At 44.6% G+C, this 18,178-nt stretch carries 16 protein-coding genes and 2 tRNA genes; 15 read left to right on the top strand and 3 right to left on the bottom strand.

The annotated features are described in order from the left end of the window. Positions 1-163 precede the first annotated feature (163 nt). The gene (locus tag AB4493_RS11215) at positions 164-1,009 is read left to right on the top strand and encodes a magnesium transporter (RefSeq protein ID WP_102428941.1); all 846 of its coding nucleotides are present in this window, start codon (positions 164-166) and stop codon (positions 1,007-1,009) included. Positions 1,010-1,134: 125 nt separating this feature from the next. On the opposite strand, the gene dacB is transcribed toward AB4493_RS11215, so the two are convergent. Further along, a complete protein-coding gene (dacB, locus tag AB4493_RS11220) occupies positions 1,135-2,568 on the bottom strand; it encodes a serine-type D-Ala-D-Ala carboxypeptidase (RefSeq protein ID WP_372123799.1) in 1,434 nt (477 codons plus the stop codon). Between the two features lie 110 nt (positions 2,569-2,678). Further along, positions 2,679-3,758 (bottom strand): porin, encoded by a 1,080-nt coding sequence (locus AB4493_RS11225; RefSeq protein ID WP_372123801.1) that lies wholly within the window; start codon positions 3,756-3,758, stop codon positions 2,679-2,681. A 511-nt stretch (positions 3,759-4,269) separates the two neighbouring features. Between AB4493_RS11225 and greA the strand changes: the two genes are divergently transcribed. Further along, positions 4,270-4,743 carry a transcription elongation factor GreA gene (gene greA, locus AB4493_RS11230; protein ID WP_017059397.1) on the top strand — a complete coding sequence of 158 codons (474 nt, stop codon included), beginning with the start codon at positions 4,270-4,272 and terminating at the stop codon, positions 4,741-4,743. A gap of 125 nt (positions 4,744-4,868) precedes the next feature. Here greA and yhbY read toward each other — a convergent pair whose 3' ends face one another. After that, on the bottom strand, positions 4,869-5,165 hold the full coding sequence (gene yhbY / locus AB4493_RS11235) for a ribosome assembly RNA-binding protein YhbY (protein ID WP_004738252.1): 297 nt from the start codon (positions 5,163-5,165) through the stop codon (positions 4,869-4,871). 114 nt (positions 5,166-5,279) lie between these two features. Here yhbY and rlmE point away from each other — a divergent pair, with 114 nt between their 5' ends. The 13 genes from rlmE to rpsO all read left to right on the top strand — a co-directional run bounded on the left by rlmE (position 5,280) and on the right by rpsO (position 18,033). Beyond that, positions 5,280-5,909: a 23S rRNA (uridine(2552)-2'-O)-methyltransferase RlmE gene (rlmE, locus tag AB4493_RS11240; protein ID WP_017059396.1), complete on the top strand. Its 630-nt coding sequence runs from the start codon at positions 5,280-5,282 to the stop codon at positions 5,907-5,909. 107 nt (positions 5,910-6,016) lie between these two features. Continuing rightward, a complete protein-coding gene (gene ftsH / locus AB4493_RS11245) occupies positions 6,017-7,984 on the top strand; it encodes an ATP-dependent zinc metalloprotease FtsH (protein ID WP_017068905.1) in 1,968 nt (655 codons plus the stop codon). A gap of 88 nt (positions 7,985-8,072) precedes the next feature. Then, complete coding sequence (gene folP, locus AB4493_RS11250; protein WP_102393175.1) at positions 8,073-8,903, top strand: dihydropteroate synthase; 831 nt, start codon at positions 8,073-8,075, stop codon at positions 8,901-8,903. A 21-nt stretch (positions 8,904-8,924) separates the two neighbouring features. Next, on the top strand, positions 8,925-10,265 hold the full coding sequence (gene glmM, locus AB4493_RS11255) for a phosphoglucosamine mutase (protein WP_017059393.1): 1,341 nt from the start codon (positions 8,925-8,927) through the stop codon (positions 10,263-10,265). Positions 10,266-10,559: 294 nt separating this feature from the next. Then, complete coding sequence (gene secG / locus AB4493_RS11260; protein ID WP_017059392.1) at positions 10,560-10,892, top strand: preprotein translocase subunit SecG; 333 nt, start codon at positions 10,560-10,562, stop codon at positions 10,890-10,892. Positions 10,893-10,908: 16 nt separating this feature from the next. After that, positions 10,909-10,993, top strand: a tRNA-Leu gene (locus tag AB4493_RS11265). 53 nt (positions 10,994-11,046) lie between these two features. Beyond that, a tRNA-Met gene (locus AB4493_RS11270) sits at positions 11,047-11,123 on the top strand. 234 nt (positions 11,124-11,357) lie between these two features. Next, positions 11,358-11,813 carry a ribosome maturation factor RimP gene (rimP, locus tag AB4493_RS11275; RefSeq protein ID WP_004738265.1) on the top strand — a complete coding sequence of 152 codons (456 nt, stop codon included), beginning with the start codon at positions 11,358-11,360 and terminating at the stop codon, positions 11,811-11,813. Positions 11,814-11,848: 35 nt separating this feature from the next. Further along, positions 11,849-13,336: a transcription termination factor NusA gene (gene nusA / locus AB4493_RS11280; protein WP_017059230.1), complete on the top strand. Its 1,488-nt coding sequence runs from the start codon at positions 11,849-11,851 to the stop codon at positions 13,334-13,336. Positions 13,337-13,358: 22 nt separating this feature from the next. After that, the gene (gene infB, locus AB4493_RS11285) at positions 13,359-16,049 is read left to right on the top strand and encodes a translation initiation factor IF-2 (protein ID WP_017059231.1); all 2,691 of its coding nucleotides are present in this window, start codon (positions 13,359-13,361) and stop codon (positions 16,047-16,049) included. A 134-nt stretch (positions 16,050-16,183) separates the two neighbouring features. Continuing rightward, positions 16,184-16,597, top strand: coding sequence for a 30S ribosome-binding factor RbfA (gene rbfA / locus AB4493_RS11290; protein ID WP_017059232.1), 414 nt, complete (start codon positions 16,184-16,186; stop codon positions 16,595-16,597). Beyond that, a complete protein-coding gene (gene truB / locus AB4493_RS11295) occupies positions 16,597-17,550 on the top strand; it encodes a tRNA pseudouridine(55) synthase TruB (RefSeq protein WP_372154983.1) in 954 nt (317 codons plus the stop codon). Before rbfA ends, truB begins: the two co-directional genes overlap by 1 nt. A 213-nt stretch (positions 17,551-17,763) precedes the next feature. After that, positions 17,764-18,033 (top strand): 30S ribosomal protein S15, encoded by a 270-nt coding sequence (rpsO, locus tag AB4493_RS11300; protein WP_010436144.1) that lies wholly within the window; start codon positions 17,764-17,766, stop codon positions 18,031-18,033. The last annotated feature ends 145 nt before the right edge of the window (positions 18,034-18,178 follow it).

Genomic DNA, 18,178 nt, shown 5'->3' on the forward strand with positions numbered 1-18,178 from the left:
GTAGGGTATCTTTGTTTTTCCCCCTCATTCTTTTCCACACACTAGATTCTAACAAGTAGACACACCAGTAGCTTTCAGCTCTTGGTGCGCATAAATCTATAAATCTATAAATCTATGCTATTTGTTTTGATGGTCGTTACCTTTGCCAATCGGGAGATTCGCCATGACGGTAATGAACAACACTTTTTTATCTATTGAAGCTCTGTACTCAGAGCAAGACATCCAAGCTGTGTCGAATGCATTTCAACAGTACGGACGTGAACAACAAATTAACCTTTTGAACCGAATGCCGCTCGAAGATGCGGTGTTAGTGCTGGGGCAATGCTCTCTTAGTACGATTCAGACTTTACTTAGTGAGCTAGAAGAGCAGGGCTTTGAGAAGCGCTCTCGACATCTAGCTCACCAACTAGGGCTGATTTACTCAGAGGTAGAACCTCAGCAGGGCTATCTTTCTACTGGCGTCATGAGCCACGTTAGACAGCGTATCGGTTGGATTATTGCGTTAGCACTATTGGGCATCGTCTCAGGGCTTATTATCGCTCAATATGAAGACATTCTCAGTCAGTTGGTACTTTTGGCTATCTACATGCCGGTAATTGCTGCAGCTGGTGGTAATACCGGGACACAAGCCGCGACTTTGGTTATCAGAGCCTTAGCCACAGGTGAGTTAAAAAAACGCCAATGGGCTAACGTTCTGTGGAAAGAGTTTAGAGTCGCTATTTGTTTAGCTTTAGCTATTGCTGTGGTGATGATTGGACGTATTTTGCTCTTTAGTGAAAACCAAGCGACAGGTGGTTATGATATCAACATGATTGCGTTAGCTATTGCGGTAGCGCTGTTTATTCAGGTGACCATATCAACCGTGCTGGGTGGCGGATTGCCGATAGTTGCTAGGCTATTTAAGCTTGATCCAGCGGTGTTAGTGAGCCCAGTGCTTGCTTCCATAGTTGATATCTCAGGAATGTGGATCTACTTCACTGTGGTTAACTCATTCCTCGGTATCGCTTAGCTCCTATAAAAATAGGCACCTATAAAAATAGCTAAATACATCTGAGAAACAAAAATGGCGCTGAAGATTTAAGGTCTTTAGCGCCATTTTTATTGTTTGAGTAGAAGTTTACACAGAGCCAAACATTACTTCGATTTGCTTTGTGTTTGACTGAACTCAACTACATCTTTGTAGAAAGCACGCTCAAACTGGGTGATTGGAGCCTCTACCGGTCTGTCTGGATCTTGCTCTTCAGGGAAGTAATCACGAATAAACTGCACAAACAAAGAGTTTGGTTTCCCGGACTCATCTAAACCATATCCCGCCATGTTGTACGTTCCGTACAAAGAACCACTTTTGGCTGTGATGTTGCCCTGAATCGGTGCTTTTCTCATGCTTGGACGGTACTTGAGCGTTCCATTTACACCTGATGTAGGCATAGCCTCAATTAGGTTGAGCTGTTGATCGTTTTCCCAGATATAACGAAGCACTTGAGCCATGGTCTGTGACCTCATTCGGTTATTTCTAGATAGCCCTGAACCATCGACGAGCTGCGCTTTACTGAGGTCAATATTAGCCTTGGTCAGCAATATCTGCTTTATCGCTTCAGTACCGTTATTGAAACTGCCTGGTTGAACATAAAATGTGGCTCCTAGCGTTTTAGTTAGATTATCTGCGATAAGGTTATCCGACTTCTTGAGCATGATATCGAGCAGTTCAGGAAGCTTTTCTGAGTTGTGACTAGCGACTAACGTGGTTTTGTCTGCTTTCTCTTTTTTACCAATAATCACATCACCTTTTACTTCTATTTTCAGTTCTTTGAGAAGCGATGCAACAACTTGATAGGTGTAAAGTTCTGGATTTTGAATGGCGAACTTAAGTGGCAGTGGCTTTTTGCGCTCAACCAAGCAACCAGAGAGCTTGTAAGCGTTATCTGGTGTGGTGATGAGTTCCAAGTCGCATTGTGTCGCCTTCTGCCCAGAGCGAGTTACCGTGGCAGCGGTGGTCGTCACGTCTATCGGATAGTGAGCGGGAATATAAACGCGAGTGCTGCCATTACCTTTTGTATAAATAGAGGCTTGTGCGCAGTTGCTGTCTAAGGTCATTGCACTAGAAGGCGCGCTGTAACAAACCCCTAGAATGTCCCAAGGCCACCCCACCGCTCGCTGATAGCCGGTATAAGCTGTGTTATCCAGATATAAATTGCCCTTGATGGTTCTGGATTGAGACTTAGCGTATTGAGTTAACAGGCTTTTTAGCTGCTCACGTTGCAGTGTTGGGTCGCCGCTAAACGAAATGATTGCATCATTACCAGAACGAGCAACGCTGGTCGTGTAATGGAAGTCATCCCCTAACTCCAACTTAGCCGCCAACGCTGTCACCAGCTTTAAAGTACTAGCGGGGGGATAGAAGCCATCACTGTTGGAATTCATTTTGTTTGAATCGCCTTTCAGGGATTCCAAAATTACACTGGTGCTACTGCCATCAGGCAGTTTATCTAGAGGGGGGTAAGCGAAAGCGTTAACTGAGAAAGCGCTAATGGAAAAACTACATACCAGTAGTGTGGATAGAAGGCGCATAGAAGATTTCTTGGATGGCTGATGTTTTCAGTATACAGATATAAAAAACGCCCGCTAGATAGCGGGCGTTTTGATTCTCAATTAACTAATGAATCATTAGATAATCAGAATTAGAAGTCGTAACGTAGACCTAGAGCTAGCTCGTCTTCAGCTTGTGCTTTAGATGCTGTGCCGTTTACTAGAGAAGTCCCGCCAATCTTGTCGCCTTCAGAGATTAGGTTGAAGTTGTACGAGATGTAAGTACGGAAGTTAGGCTTGAAGTAGTAAGTCGCATCGATAGCAACGTTGTCTGCTGAAGTTTCACCGTCAGTTTCTGCGTTGTTGTACGTTAGTGTGAATGCAGTTTGGTCTAGCGTGTACGCAGTTGCGAATTCGTAACCAGTGTAGTCTACAGATTGGTTGCTGAATTCAAAAACGTTGCCATCAGCATCTTTGAAAGTTGCTTGTTTTTCACCATCAGTGAATACACCAGCGAAGTAAAAATCGCTGATGCGGTAAGATGCAGAAAGCATGTATTCGTTAGATTGATCTTGGTCTGCGTAACCAGCACCTAGCTTAACGCCAGAATCGCCGATTGCGTAGATAGCAGATAGAGAGTAGCCATCTTTACCGTTGTCGCTGAAGTCACCGCTAGTTGTTTCAGAACGGTCAGCAAAGCGGTAGCTAGCTTTAACGCCTAGGTCTTGGAATTGACCTTTGTAAGAAAGCATGTTGTCTGAACGATCAGCTACTGCGATTTTGTCTGCAGCAGAGTTACCGTGGTAAGACATGATATCGGTAAAGTCAGTGATTACGCCTAGCGCACCGTCGTTTTTACCGTAAGTTACTTCACCGAATGTACCGCCGATACCAGCGTATGTGTAACGGTTAGTGATGTCGCCGTCGTTGTTATCAGTAGAGCCGCCGTTTTCAGCAGTTGTGAATTCGCCTTCGTAAAAACCAACACCGTATAGGCCGTCTTGGATTTCAACTTTACCTAGGAAGTTAAGACGTACACGTGATTTGTCGTCAGCTTTGCCATCTTTCATCGATAGACGAGCTTCTGCACGACCACCGATCTCTAGAGAAGTGCCGTTTGAGCTGTATACAGAAGTACCGGCAATATCACCAGCTTGTTTACCGTCGGCTGCCACTGCGTTAGTAGCAAGAGCTGCAGCAGATACAGCAAGCGCGATCATAGTCTTGTTCATGTTATTATTTCCTAATTACTGTCCATAGAAGTTTTATTAAGGATTTGAACCCTTTTGTGTATTGCCTGTATTAATCAGGCTTCATAATCATGATTAGAACAGAAGTCTGAAAATGCCAGTGCAATCCATGGGTTACTTTTTACCTCTAAAGTTCCATGGTCAGTTAGTAAAATGATATAAAACTAAAAAATGAACACTGTTTTATTATATCTTTTTTGTTTAAGTGGTTGTTTTTGAGTGTATTTTATAAAAGTGTGATCTGTGTTTATTTTGTTTGTTTTTTGTTTTTTTAGGTATTTAGCTCTCCACTTATTGATGGGGAGGTTATTATTCATTTTTGTGATGTCTGTAATTTAGACCTAGATAAAGCTTTTATAACGCAAAGTGGAATAAAGGTGATTTAGCCATAAAGTTTGTTTACACTAAGCCAAATCGTTTTGTTTCTATCACCCAATAAATACGTTGGGTGTATTTATGTTGGCCAAAGAAAGCTTTGGCATAGAGGTAAAAAATGGAAAAGGTTCCAATGACAGTACGTGGCGCTCAGCAGCTACGTGACGAATTAGATCGCCTACTTAAGCTACGCCCTGTTATCTCAGCAGCTATTGGTGAAGCACGTGAACTAGGTGACCTGAAAGAGAATGCTGAATACCACGCCGCTCGTGAAGAGCAGGGTATTTGTGAAGCTCAGATCCGTGATATTGAATATAAGCTATCACTGGCTCAGATCATCGATGTAACGCAAATGGATAATACGGGCAAGATTATCTTTGGTACGACAGTGACACTGATTGATGTGGATACCGATGATGAGTTCCGCTACCAAATCGTTTCAGAAGACGAAGCAGACATCAAAACGGGTCGCATTTCTGTGAAATCGCCAATTGCTCGCGGTCTTATCGGTAAAATGGAAGGCGACGAAGTCATGATCTCTACCCCTGGTGGTGACAAAGACTTCGAAATCGACAAAGTAGAATATATCTAATTGAATTTTCTTTGTTTCTGATAAGTAAAAAGGTCGCTAAATGCGACCTTTTTCGTTTCTCACGCTACACTAAAAGATAAGCGCTGTGGCTTCCTATTAGTGAAGTTAGCTTATATCAAACTCGCTTATTTACGTGGAATCTCGATTTTACGTGCTTCTGACTGGCGGAACAGTACTAGAACTTTACCGATAGTCTGTACTTTCTCAGCTTTAGTTTCACGTACAATTGCATCGATAATCAGTTGCTTAGTCTCACGGTCTTCTGATGCAACTTTAATCTTGATCAGTTCGTGGTGGTCTAGAGCTAATTCGATTTCCGCTAGAACAGCTTCAGTAAGTCCATTTGCGCCCATTAGCACAACAGGTTTTAAACTGTGAGCTAGGCCCTTTAGATGCTGCTTTTGTTTGGTACTTAGGTTCATTACGCGGCCAATTTTCTTTACTATTAGGGTTGAAAAAACCTATTTTAACGCCATCTAAAGCTGAAGACTATAATTTATTCAGCAATTAGTACTTTCCTCCAATTTAGGTATCCAATGAGCAAACAGAAACACTCGGCCAGTTCAGGCCGTTGGTTGAAGGAACACTTCGACGACAAGTACGCAAATGAAGCAAGAAAGAAAGGCTATCGTTCACGTGCTTATTTCAAAATGGAAGAGATTCAAACGAAAGATAAATTGCTGTCTCCTGGGATGACCATTGTGGATTTGGGTGCAGCACCTGGCGGTTGGTCTCAATATGCTGCTAAGATTGTTGGAGACAACGGACAAATCATTGCGTGTGACTTGTTACCAATGGATCCGATTGCTGGTGTTAGCTTTTTACAAGGCGATTTCCGCGAAGAAGCTGTGCTAGATGCCTTGTTGGAACGTATACAACCAAACATGGTTGATGTCGTGATGTCAGATATGGCACCTAATATAGCAGGCAACAATTCTGTGGATCAGCCAAGAGCTATGTATTTAGTTGAATTAGCTTTGGATATGTGTCGACAAGTTCTAGCTACCAATGGTAGTTTTGTTGTAAAAGTATTCCAAGGCGAAGGGTTTGACCAATACGTTAAGGACGTCCGCGAGATGTTTAAAACAGTAAAAGTTAGAAAACCCGACTCTTCTCGAGCTCGATCTCGTGAAGTGTTTATCGTAGCCACTGGTTACAAAGGTTAACGATTCTCTTCCAAGAGTGAGAGTTAACAACATGGCTACAGGTTACAAACTGTAGTACCCTACCTTTAATTACAATTAGTTATCGAGAGGCTTACACCTTGAGTGACATGGCAAAAAATTTAATTCTGTGGCTTGTTATCGCGGTAGTGTTGATGTCGGTATTCCAGAGCTTCGGCCCTGGGGAAAGTAACGGCAGAGCAGTAGATTACACCACGTTTGTACAGGAAGTTGGCCAAGGCCAGATTCAAGACGCACAGTTCAATAACAGCGAAATCACTTTCACACGTCGTGGTGGTGGTTCTAAGTATGTAACTTACATGCCTGTTTATGATCAAAAGCTACTTGATGACTTAATTAATCAAAACGTAAAAGTTCAGGGTACACCACCTGAAGAGCAGAGCCTGCTTGGCACTATCTTCATCTCATGGTTCCCAATGATCTTACTGATTGGTGTATGGATTTTCTTCATGCGTCAAATGCAAGGCGGCGGCGGCGGTAAAGGCGCGATGTCTTTCGGTAAGAGTAAAGCTCGAATGATGAGCGAAGAACAAATCAAAACCATGTTTGCTGATGTTGCTGGTTGTGACGAAGCAAAAGAAGACGTGAAAGAGCTTGTGGACTACCTTCGTGACCCAAGCCGCTTCCAAAAGCTAGGTGGTAAGATCCCGACAGGTATCCTGTTGGTTGGTCCTCCTGGTACGGGTAAAACATTGCTTGCAAAAGCGATTGCCGGTGAAGCGAAAGTACCGTTCTTTACTATCTCTGGTTCTGACTTCGTTGAAATGTTTGTTGGTGTTGGTGCATCTCGTGTGCGTGACATGTTCGAACAAGCGAAGAAAGCGGCACCTTGTATCATCTTTATCGATGAAATTGATGCTGTAGGTCGTCAACGTGGCGCTGGTGTTGGTGGTGGTCACGATGAACGTGAACAAACACTGAACCAAATGTTGGTTGAGATGGATGGTTTCGAAGGTAACGAAGGTATTATCGTTATCGCTGCGACTAACCGTCCAGACGTACTAGACCCTGCATTACTTCGTCCTGGTCGTTTTGACCGTCAAGTTGTGGTTGGTCTACCGGATGTACGTGGTCGTGAACAGATTCTTAAAGTACACATGCGTAAAGTGCCACTATCAGGTGATGTTGAACCGTCGCTGATCGCTCGTGGTACTCCAGGCTTCTCTGGTGCGGATCTTGCGAACCTTGTGAACGAAGCGGCGCTATTTGCTGCTCGTGGTAACAAGCGCAATGTATCTATGGTTGAGTTTGAACTTGCGAAAGACAAAATTATGATGGGTGCAGAGCGCCGTTCAATGGTTATGTCTGAAGAAGTGAAAGAGTCAACGGCTTACCACGAAGCGGGTCACGCAATTGTTGGTCGTTTGGTACCTGAACACGATCCAGTGTACAAGGTGTCAATCATTCCACGTGGTCGTGCGCTTGGTGTAACCATGTACTTGCCAGAGCAAGATCGTGTGAGCATGTCTCGCCAACATCTAGAGTCTATGATCTCTAGTTTGTACGGTGGTCGTCTTGCTGAAGAACTTATTTACGGTAAAGACAAAGTGTCAACTGGTGCGTCTAACGATATCGAACGTGCAACTGATATTGCTCGTAAGATGGTTACGCAGTGGGGCTTCTCTGAGAAATTGGGTCCTCTTCTTTACGCAGAAGAAGAAGGTGAAGTTTTCCTAGGTCGCGGCATGAGCCAAGCTAAGCACGTTTCTGATGACACGACTAAGCTTATCGATGAAGAGATTCGTATCCTTATCGACCGTAACTACGATAGAGCTAAGAAGATTCTTGAAGATAACATGGATATCATGCATTCGATGAAAGACGCTCTAATGAAGTTCGAAACGATCGATGCAGGTCAAATTGATGACTTGATGGAGCGTAAGCAAGAGATTCGTGATCCAGCTGGTTGGGGTGATCAGGTAAAAGCTGAACCTACAAAGGAAGAAGCAAAACCTGAAGCTAAGGCAGAAGAAGCTAAAGCGGAACCAAAAGCTGAAGAGTCGAAAGTTGAAGAAGTTAAATCTGAAACAGATGATGCTCAAAACAAAGATTCTTAATCGCTAAGTTATAAATTAAAACCCTGAGTACGCTCAGGGTTTTTCTGTTTCTAGCCCTAGATGTTTTTACCTTTAAGACCCACCTTCCATGATATTAAAAGCACATAATAAAACGCTCGTTTTAGACCGCCCACATGTGATGGGTATCCTCAATGTTACGCCTGACTCTTTCTCTGATGGCGGAAAATTCAATTCATTAGATAATGCTTTACTGCAAGCAGAGCGAATGATTCAAGCTGGTGTTAGCATTATTGACATTGGTGGTGAATCAACTCGCCCGGGAGCGCCTGACGTTCCTTTAGAAGAAGAGCTCGCTCGCGTTATTCCTGCCATTAAAGCAATTCGCGCTAAGTTTGATGTGTGGATCTCCATTGATACCAGTAAAGCTGAAGTGATGCGCCAAGCCGTTGAAGCGGGGGCTGATTTGATCAATGATGTGCGCGCACTGCAAGAGCCCGGAGCTTTAGAAGCGGCCGCCGATGCTAATGTGCCCGTTTGCCTGATGCACATGAAAGGTCAGCCAAGAACCATGCAAGCTAACCCTAATTACGATGATGTCCTAATGGATGTTGAAGCGTTCTTAAAAGAAAGGGTGGAGGCTTGTGAGGCTGTTGGTATATCAAAAGATCAGCTGATTCTGGATCCTGGTTTTGGTTTTGGTAAAACCATTGAGCATAATTACCACCTATTAGCGCACCTTGAAAAGTTTCATTCGTTAGGCTTACCTGTTTTAGCGGGGATGTCGAGAAAATCGATGATCTTTAAATTGCTAGACAAGGTTCCGGCCGACTGCATGGTCGCAAGCGTCACTTGCGCGACGATTGCCGCGATGAAAGGCGCACAAATTATTCGCGTTCATGATGTCGAGGAGACACTGGAAGCGATGAAAATAATCGAAGTGATGAACAACAATCACTAAATATAATTAAGGAAAATCACTATGTCTGATAAAAGACGTTATTTCGGCACAGATGGTGTGCGTGGCAAAGTAGGCCAGTACCCGATTACACCTGATTTTGTTCTGAAGCTTGGCTGGGCTGCGGGTCGTGTTCTTGCGAAGCAAGGCACAAAGAAAGTCATCATTGGTAAAGATACTCGTATCTCTGGTTACATGCTTGAGTCAGCGCTAGAAGCTGGCCTTGCTGCTGCTGGTCTTCAGGCTACGTTTACTGGCCCAATGCCAACACCTGCTGTGGCTTACCTAACTCAAACCTTCCGCGCTGAAGCCGGTATTGTTATCTCTGCATCACACAATCCATACTACGATAACGGTATCAAGTTCTTCTCTTCTGAGGGAACAAAACTGCCGGACGATATCGAGTTGGCAATTGAAGCAGAGTTGGATAAAGACATCGAATGTGTTGATTCTTCAGAGCTAGGTAAAGCAGTACGTTTGAACGATGCGGCTGGCCGTTACATCGAGTTCTGTAAAAGTACGTTCCCACATAAAATGACATTAGCTGGCATGAAGATCGTTATCGATTGTGCACATGGTGCGACTTACCACATTGCGCCTGCTGTATTTAAAGAACTGGGTGCTGAGGTCGTTGCGATTGGTGTTGAGCCAAACGGTACTAACATCAACCACGAAGTCGGTGCGACGGATGTACGTGCTCTGCAAGCAAAAGTGCTTGAAGAAAAAGCGGCATTAGGTCTTGGCTTTGATGGTGATGGTGACCGTATCATCATGGTTGACGAGCTAGGCAACAAAGTTGATGGCGACCAAATCGCTTACATTATTGCTCGTGATGCACTGCGTCGCGGTGAGTTGAAAGGCGGCGTTGTTGGTACACTAATGACCAACCTGGGTATGGAAAACGGCCTTAAGCAGTTAGGTATTCCGTTTGTACGTGCTGCTGTTGGTGACCGTTACGTAATGGAACAGCTTCTTGCTAAAGGCTGGAAGATCGGCGCTGAAAACTCGGGGCACGTTATCCTACTAGATAAAGTGACGACGGGTGATGCTATCGTTGCTGCTCTGCAAGTTTTGGCTTCAGTTGTTGATAGCGAAATGACACTGAATGAGTTGTCTCAGGGCATGACGTTGTACCCTCAAGTTCTAGAAAACGTTCGTTTCAGCGGAGATTCAAACCCACTAGAAGCCGAAGCGGTAAAAGCAGCGGTTGTTGAAGTAGAAGCAGAGCTTGGCGAGAAAGGCCGTGTACTATTACGCAAGTCTGGTACCGAGCCACTACTGCGTGTCATGGTTGAAGGCGAAGATGCAGAGCTTGTTCAAGCATCAGCGCTTAAGATTGCAGATGCAGTAAAAGCAAACTGCTAATTTAACCTTTTACTTAGCTGGCGCAGCGAATAGCGCTTGTGATTAGAAGTGGTTGACTTATATCACGGTCAAAAGATATAACGGTCAAAAGAGACATAAATGAGTTTTGTGTCGCTTTTGACCTTTTTTTGACCATTCACTTGGTAAAGGCTTATTTTTTAGCAAATTCTCCTTGTCAGCCATCGTCGCATTCGCTAGTATTGCTCGGCCTTCAGTTAGGAGGTCGCTAGCCTTGTTCTTAAAAATAGTTTTTTGAACGGCGCTGGCTCAACAATTAGGAACATAGGTGGAAAAATGTTTACAGTTCTACTTGTGATTTACCTGTTGGCAGCGCTTGGTGTAATTGGCCTAGTGTTGATTCAACAAGGTAAAGGCGCAGATATGGGAGCCTCTTTCGGTGCTGGCGCTTCAAACACTGTGTTTGGTGCTGGTGGCTCAGGAAATTTCCTTACCCGAATGACTGCAATTTTTGCAACTACATTTTTTATCCTTAGCTTAGTGCTTGGTAATATGTCTACACATAAAACTGAGTCACAATGGATTGACCCGACCCAAGGTCAGGTGATTCAACAAGCTGATGATGCAGTGAGTGAAGTTCCGGCGCAAGGCGACGAAATTCCACAATAATCTGTAAAGATTTGATGCCGAGATGGTGAAATTGGTAGACACGCTAGCATGAGGTGCTAGTGCCTTAGGGTGTGAGGGTTCGAGTCCCTCTCTCGGCACCATGTTTACAAACTTGTAAAACATCTTGTTGGGCGTATAATGCTCGCAAGTCGGACGCGGGATGGAGCAGTTTGGTAGCTCGTCGGGCTCATAACCCGAAGGTCGTCGGTTCAAATCCGGCTCCCGCAACCAATTTCAATGCTATTATATAGCTTGTATTGGTAGCAAGTTTGCACAGTGTGAACCTCACTGTGAGTTAGGTGCGATATCGAATGTGATGGCACTTAACATATAAGGGTCCAGCAACAAAAACCCCGGCTTATACGGGGTTTTTTGTTATCTAAGCATTTGTAAATGTATTTAGATAATGTTTGCTTGGAATTTAAATTGGGCTTTGAGCCCTTTTTTTGTTTCTGGAGTGGTTAAATGACTGGTTTAGAAAGACAACTTACTGAAATGCTTGACGCTCCAGTAGCAGCATCAGGTTATGAGTTAGTTGGATTAGAATTTATTCGTGCTGGTGAGCACTCAACGCTACGTATTTACATCGATTCACCAAACGGTATCAATGTAGATGATTGCGCTGAAGTTAGCCACCAAGTAAGTGCCGTAATGGACGTTGAAGATCCAATTTCAGTGGCTTATAACCTTGAAGTGTCTTCACCAGGTTTAGAGAGACCACTGTTCAAAGCAGAGCATTACCAACAATTTATTGGTCACGAGGTAAGCATCGTTTTGAAAATGGCTGTCGGCAACCGTCGTAAATGGAAAGGTGATATCCAATCTATCGAAGGCGAGACAGTGAAAGTATTGGTTGAAGGACAAGAAGAAGAATTCGTCCTGAGCAATATTGCGAAAGCTAACCTGATCCCTAAATTTTAGTTCTCCTAGAGAGAAGAGCTTAAGAGGCTAGATTAATGAACAAAGAAATTTTGGCGGTAGTAGAAGCTGTTTCAAATGAGAAAGCAGTTCCTCGTGAGCGTATTTTTGAAGCGCTTGAAATCGCGCTTGCAACGGCAACAAAAAAGAAAAGCGAACTAGAAATTGAAGTTCGTGTTGAAATTGACCGTAAAACGGGTGATTTCGAAACTTTCCGTCGTTGGGAAGCTGTTGAGGAAGTTGAATTCCCAACAAAAGAAATCTCTATTGAAGCTGCAAAGTACGATGACCCAGAGATCGAACTTGGCGGTTTCATTGAAGATGATATCGAATCAGTAACGTTTGACCGTATTACGACTCAAACGGCTAAGCAAGTTATCGTACAGAAAGTACGTGAAGCTGAACGCGCTCAAATCGTTGAGCAGTTCATCGATAACGAAGGCGAGCTAGTAACTGGCGCAGTTAAGAAAGTTAACCGTGACACTATTATTCTAGACCTAGGTAACAACGCTGAAGCGGTAATCCTTCGTGATGACCAACTTCCTCGTGAAAACTTCCGTCCAGGTGACCGTGTTCGTGGTCTTCTTTACGCAGTTAAACCAGAAGCTCGTGGTTTCCAGCTTTTCGTTACTCGTTCGAAGCCAGAAATGCTAGCTGAACTATTCCGTGTTGAAGTGCCTGAGATTGGTGAAGAGCTAATTGAACTTAAAGGTGCTGCACGTGACGCTGGTTCTCGTGCTAAAATCGCTGTGAAAACAAACGACAAACGTATTGACCCAGTTGGTGCGTGTGTTGGTATGCGTGGCGCACGTGTACAAGCTGTTTCTAACGATCTTGGTGGTGAGCGTATTGATATCGTTCTTTGGGATGATAACCCGGCTCAATTCGTAATCAACGCAATGGCTCCTGCTGATGTTGCTTCAATCATCGTTGATGAAGACGCACACTCTATGGATATCGCTGTTGAAGCGGATAACCTAGCACAAGCGATTGGCCGTAGCGGTCAAAACGTACGTCTAGCGTCTCAACTTACTGGTTGGGAACTGAACGTAATGACTGTTGCTGATCTTGAGAAGAAGCACCAAGAAGAAGCAGTTGCTTCTATTGAAAACTTCATGAAGCACCTAGACATTGAAGAAGACTTTGCTCAAATGCTTGTTGAAGAAGGCTTCTCTACGCTTGAAGAAGTAGCATACGTTCCTGTGAACGAGCTTCTTGAAGTAGACGGTCTAGACGAAGGTATCGTTGAAGAACTACGTAACCGCGCAAAAGACGCACTGACTACTCTAGCGCTAGCGAAAGAAGAAACTTTCGACGGTGTTGAGCCTGCTGAAGACTTACTTGCACTTGAAGGTCTTGAGCGTGAAATGGCTTACAAGCTAGCAGCAAAAGGCGTTGCGACACTGGAAGACCTAGCTGACCAAGGCGTTGATGAACTAGAAGGCATCGAAGACCTAACTGCAGAGCGTGCAGGCGAGCTAATTATGGCTGCGCGTAACATCTGTTGGTTCGGCGACGAAGAATAATTCAGCAAGGAGAGAAAGCGGTATGACACAATTAACAGTTAAAGCACTGAGTGAAGAGATTGGTACGCCAGTTGACCGCTTAATTGAACAACTTGCTGATGCAGGCATGAAGAAAGCAGGGTCGGATCAAGTGACTGATTCAGAGAAGCAAACATTGCTAACGCACCTTAAAAAGGAGCACGGCGATACTTCAGGCGAAACAGAACCGACTCGTTTAACTCTTCAACGCAAGACCCGCAGCACGCTAAGTGTTGCCGCTGGAGGCGGTAAGAGTAAGGATGTTCAAGTAGAGGTACGTAAAAAGCGTACTTACGTGAAGCGCAGCACTATTGAAGATGAAGCGAAACGTGAAGCTGAGGAAGTAGCTAATCGTGAAGCGGAAGAGAAAGCACAACGCGATGCTGAAGAGCAAGCGAAACGTGATGCTGCAGAGAAAGCACAGCGCGAAGCCGAAGAAAAAGTAACACGTGAAGCGGATGCAAAACGTGAAGCTGAAGAGAAGGCTCAACGCGCACAAGCTGAAAAGGCTAAAAAAGACATGAATTCAAAAAATGCAGACGCTAACGCACAAGCGAAAAAAGAAGCGGATGAACTTAAAGCTCGTCAAGAGCTAGAAGCAACTCGTAAAGCAGAAGCTGAAGCAGCTAAGCTTGTTGAAGAAGCTCGTAAGTTAGCAGAAGAGAACCAAGAACGTTGGTCTGAAGAAGAGAAGAAGAAGAAAGAGCAAGAGAAATCTGCGGATTACCATGTGACTACTTCTACTTACGCTCGTGAAGCTGAAGATGCGGCAGATAAGAAAGATGAGAAAGCACCTCGTCGTCGCAAGAAGAAAGCAGCTCCTGCTAACCAACCTGCAAACAACCGTGGTGGTCGTAACCAACGTGGTCGTGGCGGTAAAGGTAAGCTTGCTAAACCAACTTCAATGCAGCAAGGCTTCGATAAGTCAGCAACTGTTGCTAAATCTGACGTTGCTATCGGCGAAACTATCGTTGTTTCTGAACTGGCTAGCAAAATGTCAGTTAAAGCAACTGAAGTTATCAAAGTAATGATGAAGATGGGCGCTATGGCGACTATCAACCAAGTGATCGACCAAGAAACAGCACAACTTGTTGCTGAAGAAATGGGTCACAAGGTAATCCTACGTAAAGAAAACGAACTTGAAGAAGCAGTACTAGCTGACCGTGATAGCGATGCTATCGCTGAAGGTCGTGCTCCTGTTGTTACTATCATGGGTCACGTTGACCACGGTAAAACTTCAACACTTGATTACATTCGTAAAGCACACGTTGCTTCTGGCGAAGCTGGCGGTATCACGCAGCACATTGGTGCTTACCACGTAGATACTGACAACGGTATGATCACTTTCCTTGATACTCCTGGACACGCGGCGTTTACAGCTATGCGTGCTCGTGGTGCTCAAGCGACAGATATCGTTGTACTTGTAGTTGCAGCAGACGATGGCGTAATGCCACAAACAATCGAAGCAATCCAGCACGCGAAAGCGGCAGGCGTTCCTCTGATTGTTGCTGTGAACAAGATCGATAAAGAGGGTGCAAACCCAGACAACGTTAAGAATGAGCTAGCTCAATACGACGTTATCCCTGAAGAATGGGGTGGTGAGAACATCTTCGTTCACATCTCTGCTAAACAGGGTACAAACATCGATGGTCTTCTAGAAGCTATCCTTCTTCAGTCTGAAGTTCTTGAACTTACAGCGGTTAAAGAAGGCATGGCGTCTGGTGTTGTTGTTGAATCTCGCCTTGATAAAGGTCGTGGTCCAGTTGCAACAGTACTAGTACAGTCTGGTACTCTAAACAAAGGCGATATCGTTCTTTGTGGTCAAGAGTACGGCCGTGTTCGTGCAATGCGTGATGAAAACGGTAAAGACATCGAAACTGCAGGTCCATCTATTCCTGTAGAAATTCTAGGTCTTTCTGGTGTTCCTTCGTCAGGCGATGAAGCGACTGTTGTACGTGATGAGCGTAAAGCACGTGAAGTTGCGAACTACCGTCAAGGTAAATTCCGTGATGTTAAACTAGCTCGCCAACAAAAAGCGAAACTAGAGAACATGTTCGCGAACATGACGGCTGGCGAAGTTGCTGAGCTTAACGTGGTACTTAAAGCTGACGTTCAAGGTTCTGTAGAAGCGATTGCTGACTCTCTACTGAAACTGTCAACTGACGAAGTGAAAGTGAACATCGTAGGTTCTGGTGTTGGTGGTATTACTGAAACTGATGCAACGCTTGCTGCAGCTTCTAACGCTATCATCCTTGGTTTCAACGTTCGTGCTGACGCAACTGCGCGTAACACGGTTCAGAACGAAAACCTAGATCTACGTTACTACTCAATCATTTACCAACTAATTGACGAAGTTAAACAGGCGATGGGCGGTATGCTTGCTCCTGAATTCCGTCAAGAGATCATTGGTCTTGCACAAGTTCGTGACGTATTTAAGTCGCCTAAACTTGGTGCAATCGCTGGTTGTATCGTGACTGAAGGTACGATTAAGCGTAGCAACCCAATCCGTGTACTTCGTGAAAACGTTGTTATCTACGAAGGTGAACTAGAGTCACTTCGTCGCTTTAAAGATGACGTTCAAGAAGTTAAGAACGGTTACGAGTGTGGTGTCGGCGTTAAGAACTACAACGACGTTCGCGTTGGTGACCAGATCGAAGTATTCGAAATCGTTGAGGTTAAACGTACTCTAGACTAATCAGTCTGTACGACTCGACATATTGACTAAGGTTACTAACATTACTAGTAAAGGTAATAAGTAATCGGTTGTTGAATACACCATGGGGGGCTGGTTATTACCAAGCCCCCCATCTTTCTAAGTGAGAAAAGAAAATGTCAAAAGAATTTAGCCGCACACAACGTGTGTCTCAGCAGCTTCAAAAAGAGCTTGCGCTTATCCTACAACGTGAAGTTCGTGACTCACGTATTGGTATGGTAACTATCTCAGACGTAGAAGTGTCTCGTGACCTTGCTTACGCAAAAGTGTTCGTGACTTTCCTATGTGTTGGTGAGCAAACACCGGAATCATGCCTTAAAGCTCTTAAAGAGCATGAAGTGCCAGTTCGTATGGCTCTTGGTAAGCGTATTCGCCACCGTCTAACGCCTGAAGTTCGTTTTACTTACGACAACACACTAGTAGAAGGCATGCGTATGTCTAACCTAGTAAGTGAAGTTCTGAACGATGATAAGCGTAAGCAAGAAGAAGCTGGCCGCACTGACGAAGCTCAGTCTAAGGGCGAAGAGTAATGGCTCGCCGTCGTAAAGGTCGCCCTATCAACGGGGTAATTCTATTAGATAAGCCGACTGGCATTTCGTCTAATGATGCACTGCAAAAAGTAAAGCGTATTTACTTTGCAGAGAAGGCAGGGCACACCGGTGCTCTGGATCCTCTTGCGACTGGCATGCTGCCAATTTGTCTTGGTGAAGCAACGAAGTTCTCTCAGTTTCTTCTAGATTCTGATAAGCGCTACGTTGTTATCGCTAAGCTTGGTGAGCGTACCAATACCTCTGACTCTGATGGTGAAGTGGTAGAGACACGTGATGTTAACGTGACTCAAGAACAGCTTGAACGTTGCATTGCGAGCTTCAAGGGTGAAACCGATCAGATACCATCAATGTTTTCGGCATTGAAGTATCAAGGTAAGCCTTTGTACGAATACGCACGTGCAGGTATCGAGGTTCCTCGTGAGTCTCGTAAGATCACTGTGTACTCTATTGAACTGCTTCGCTTTGAAGGTGATGAAGTTGAAATGGAAGTGCATTGTTCGAAAGGCACATACATCCGCACAATTACCGACGACCTTGGTGAAATACTAGGTTGTGGTGCTCACGTGACCATGCTTCGTCGTACAGGTGTCGCAAAGTACCCATACGAGCGTATGGTGACTTTGGAGCAGTTAAACGAGATCCTAGAGCAAGCACAGGCGCAAGAAATTGCACCGAAAGAGCTGCTTGATCCACTGCTGATGCCAATGGACACTGCCGTTGAAGACTTACCAGAAGTAAACCTGAACGCGGAACTGACTGACCTAGTTCAGCACGGTATGCCAGTTCAGGTTGCTGGTGCGCCAACTGAAGGCACGGTTCGTATGACAAGTGGCGAAGAGAAGCTGTTTGTCGGCGTAGCTCAGATTGCTGAAGATGGCCGAGTTGCACCGAAGCGTTTGGTTGTTTTCAGAGATGAAGAGCCACAAGCGTAGCGCTTACATCGGATCTTAGCGCTGAGTCGTGAAAAGCGAGCAAATAAGATAGAAAGCGAACGCCTAATTTAGGTGGTTCGCTTTTTTCGTTTTTAATGGGTTCGATTGTTATTGCACCAACTGACAAACTTCCCTATAATCCTCGGCTCGCGTAGCGGCTGAATCAGAGATTGGCTGCTACAAATATAAACTTACTCTTATCAGGAGAGAATTATGTCTCTGAATGCAGAAACTAAAGCAGCAATCGTTGCAGAATACGCACAATCTGAAGGCGACACAGGTTCACCAGAAGTACAAGTAGCACTACTTACTGCTTCTATCAACCACCTACAAGGTCACTTCAAAGCGCACAAACACGATCACCACAGCCGTCGTGGTCTACTACGTATGGTTTCTAGCCGTCGTAAGCTTCTTGATTACTTGAAAGGCAAAAACCTTGCTCGTTACCAAGACCTAATCAAGCGTCTAGGCCTACGTCGCTAATAGCGATGTCTGCAAAGACAGTTTGAAGAAAAGGAGCATTTATGCTCCTTTTTTTGTGCCTGTAAGAAAATGCTAGGCCGGATGCTCAGAATATCATCTGGCTTTTTCTGATAGGAAATATATCTCCTAATAAAAATAGTTTATA

Origin of the sequence: Vibrio sp. 10N.222.55.A1 (assembly GCF_041473835.1) — a bacterium.
Lineage (GTDB): Bacteria > Pseudomonadota > Gammaproteobacteria > Enterobacterales > Vibrionaceae > Vibrio > Vibrio crassostreae_C.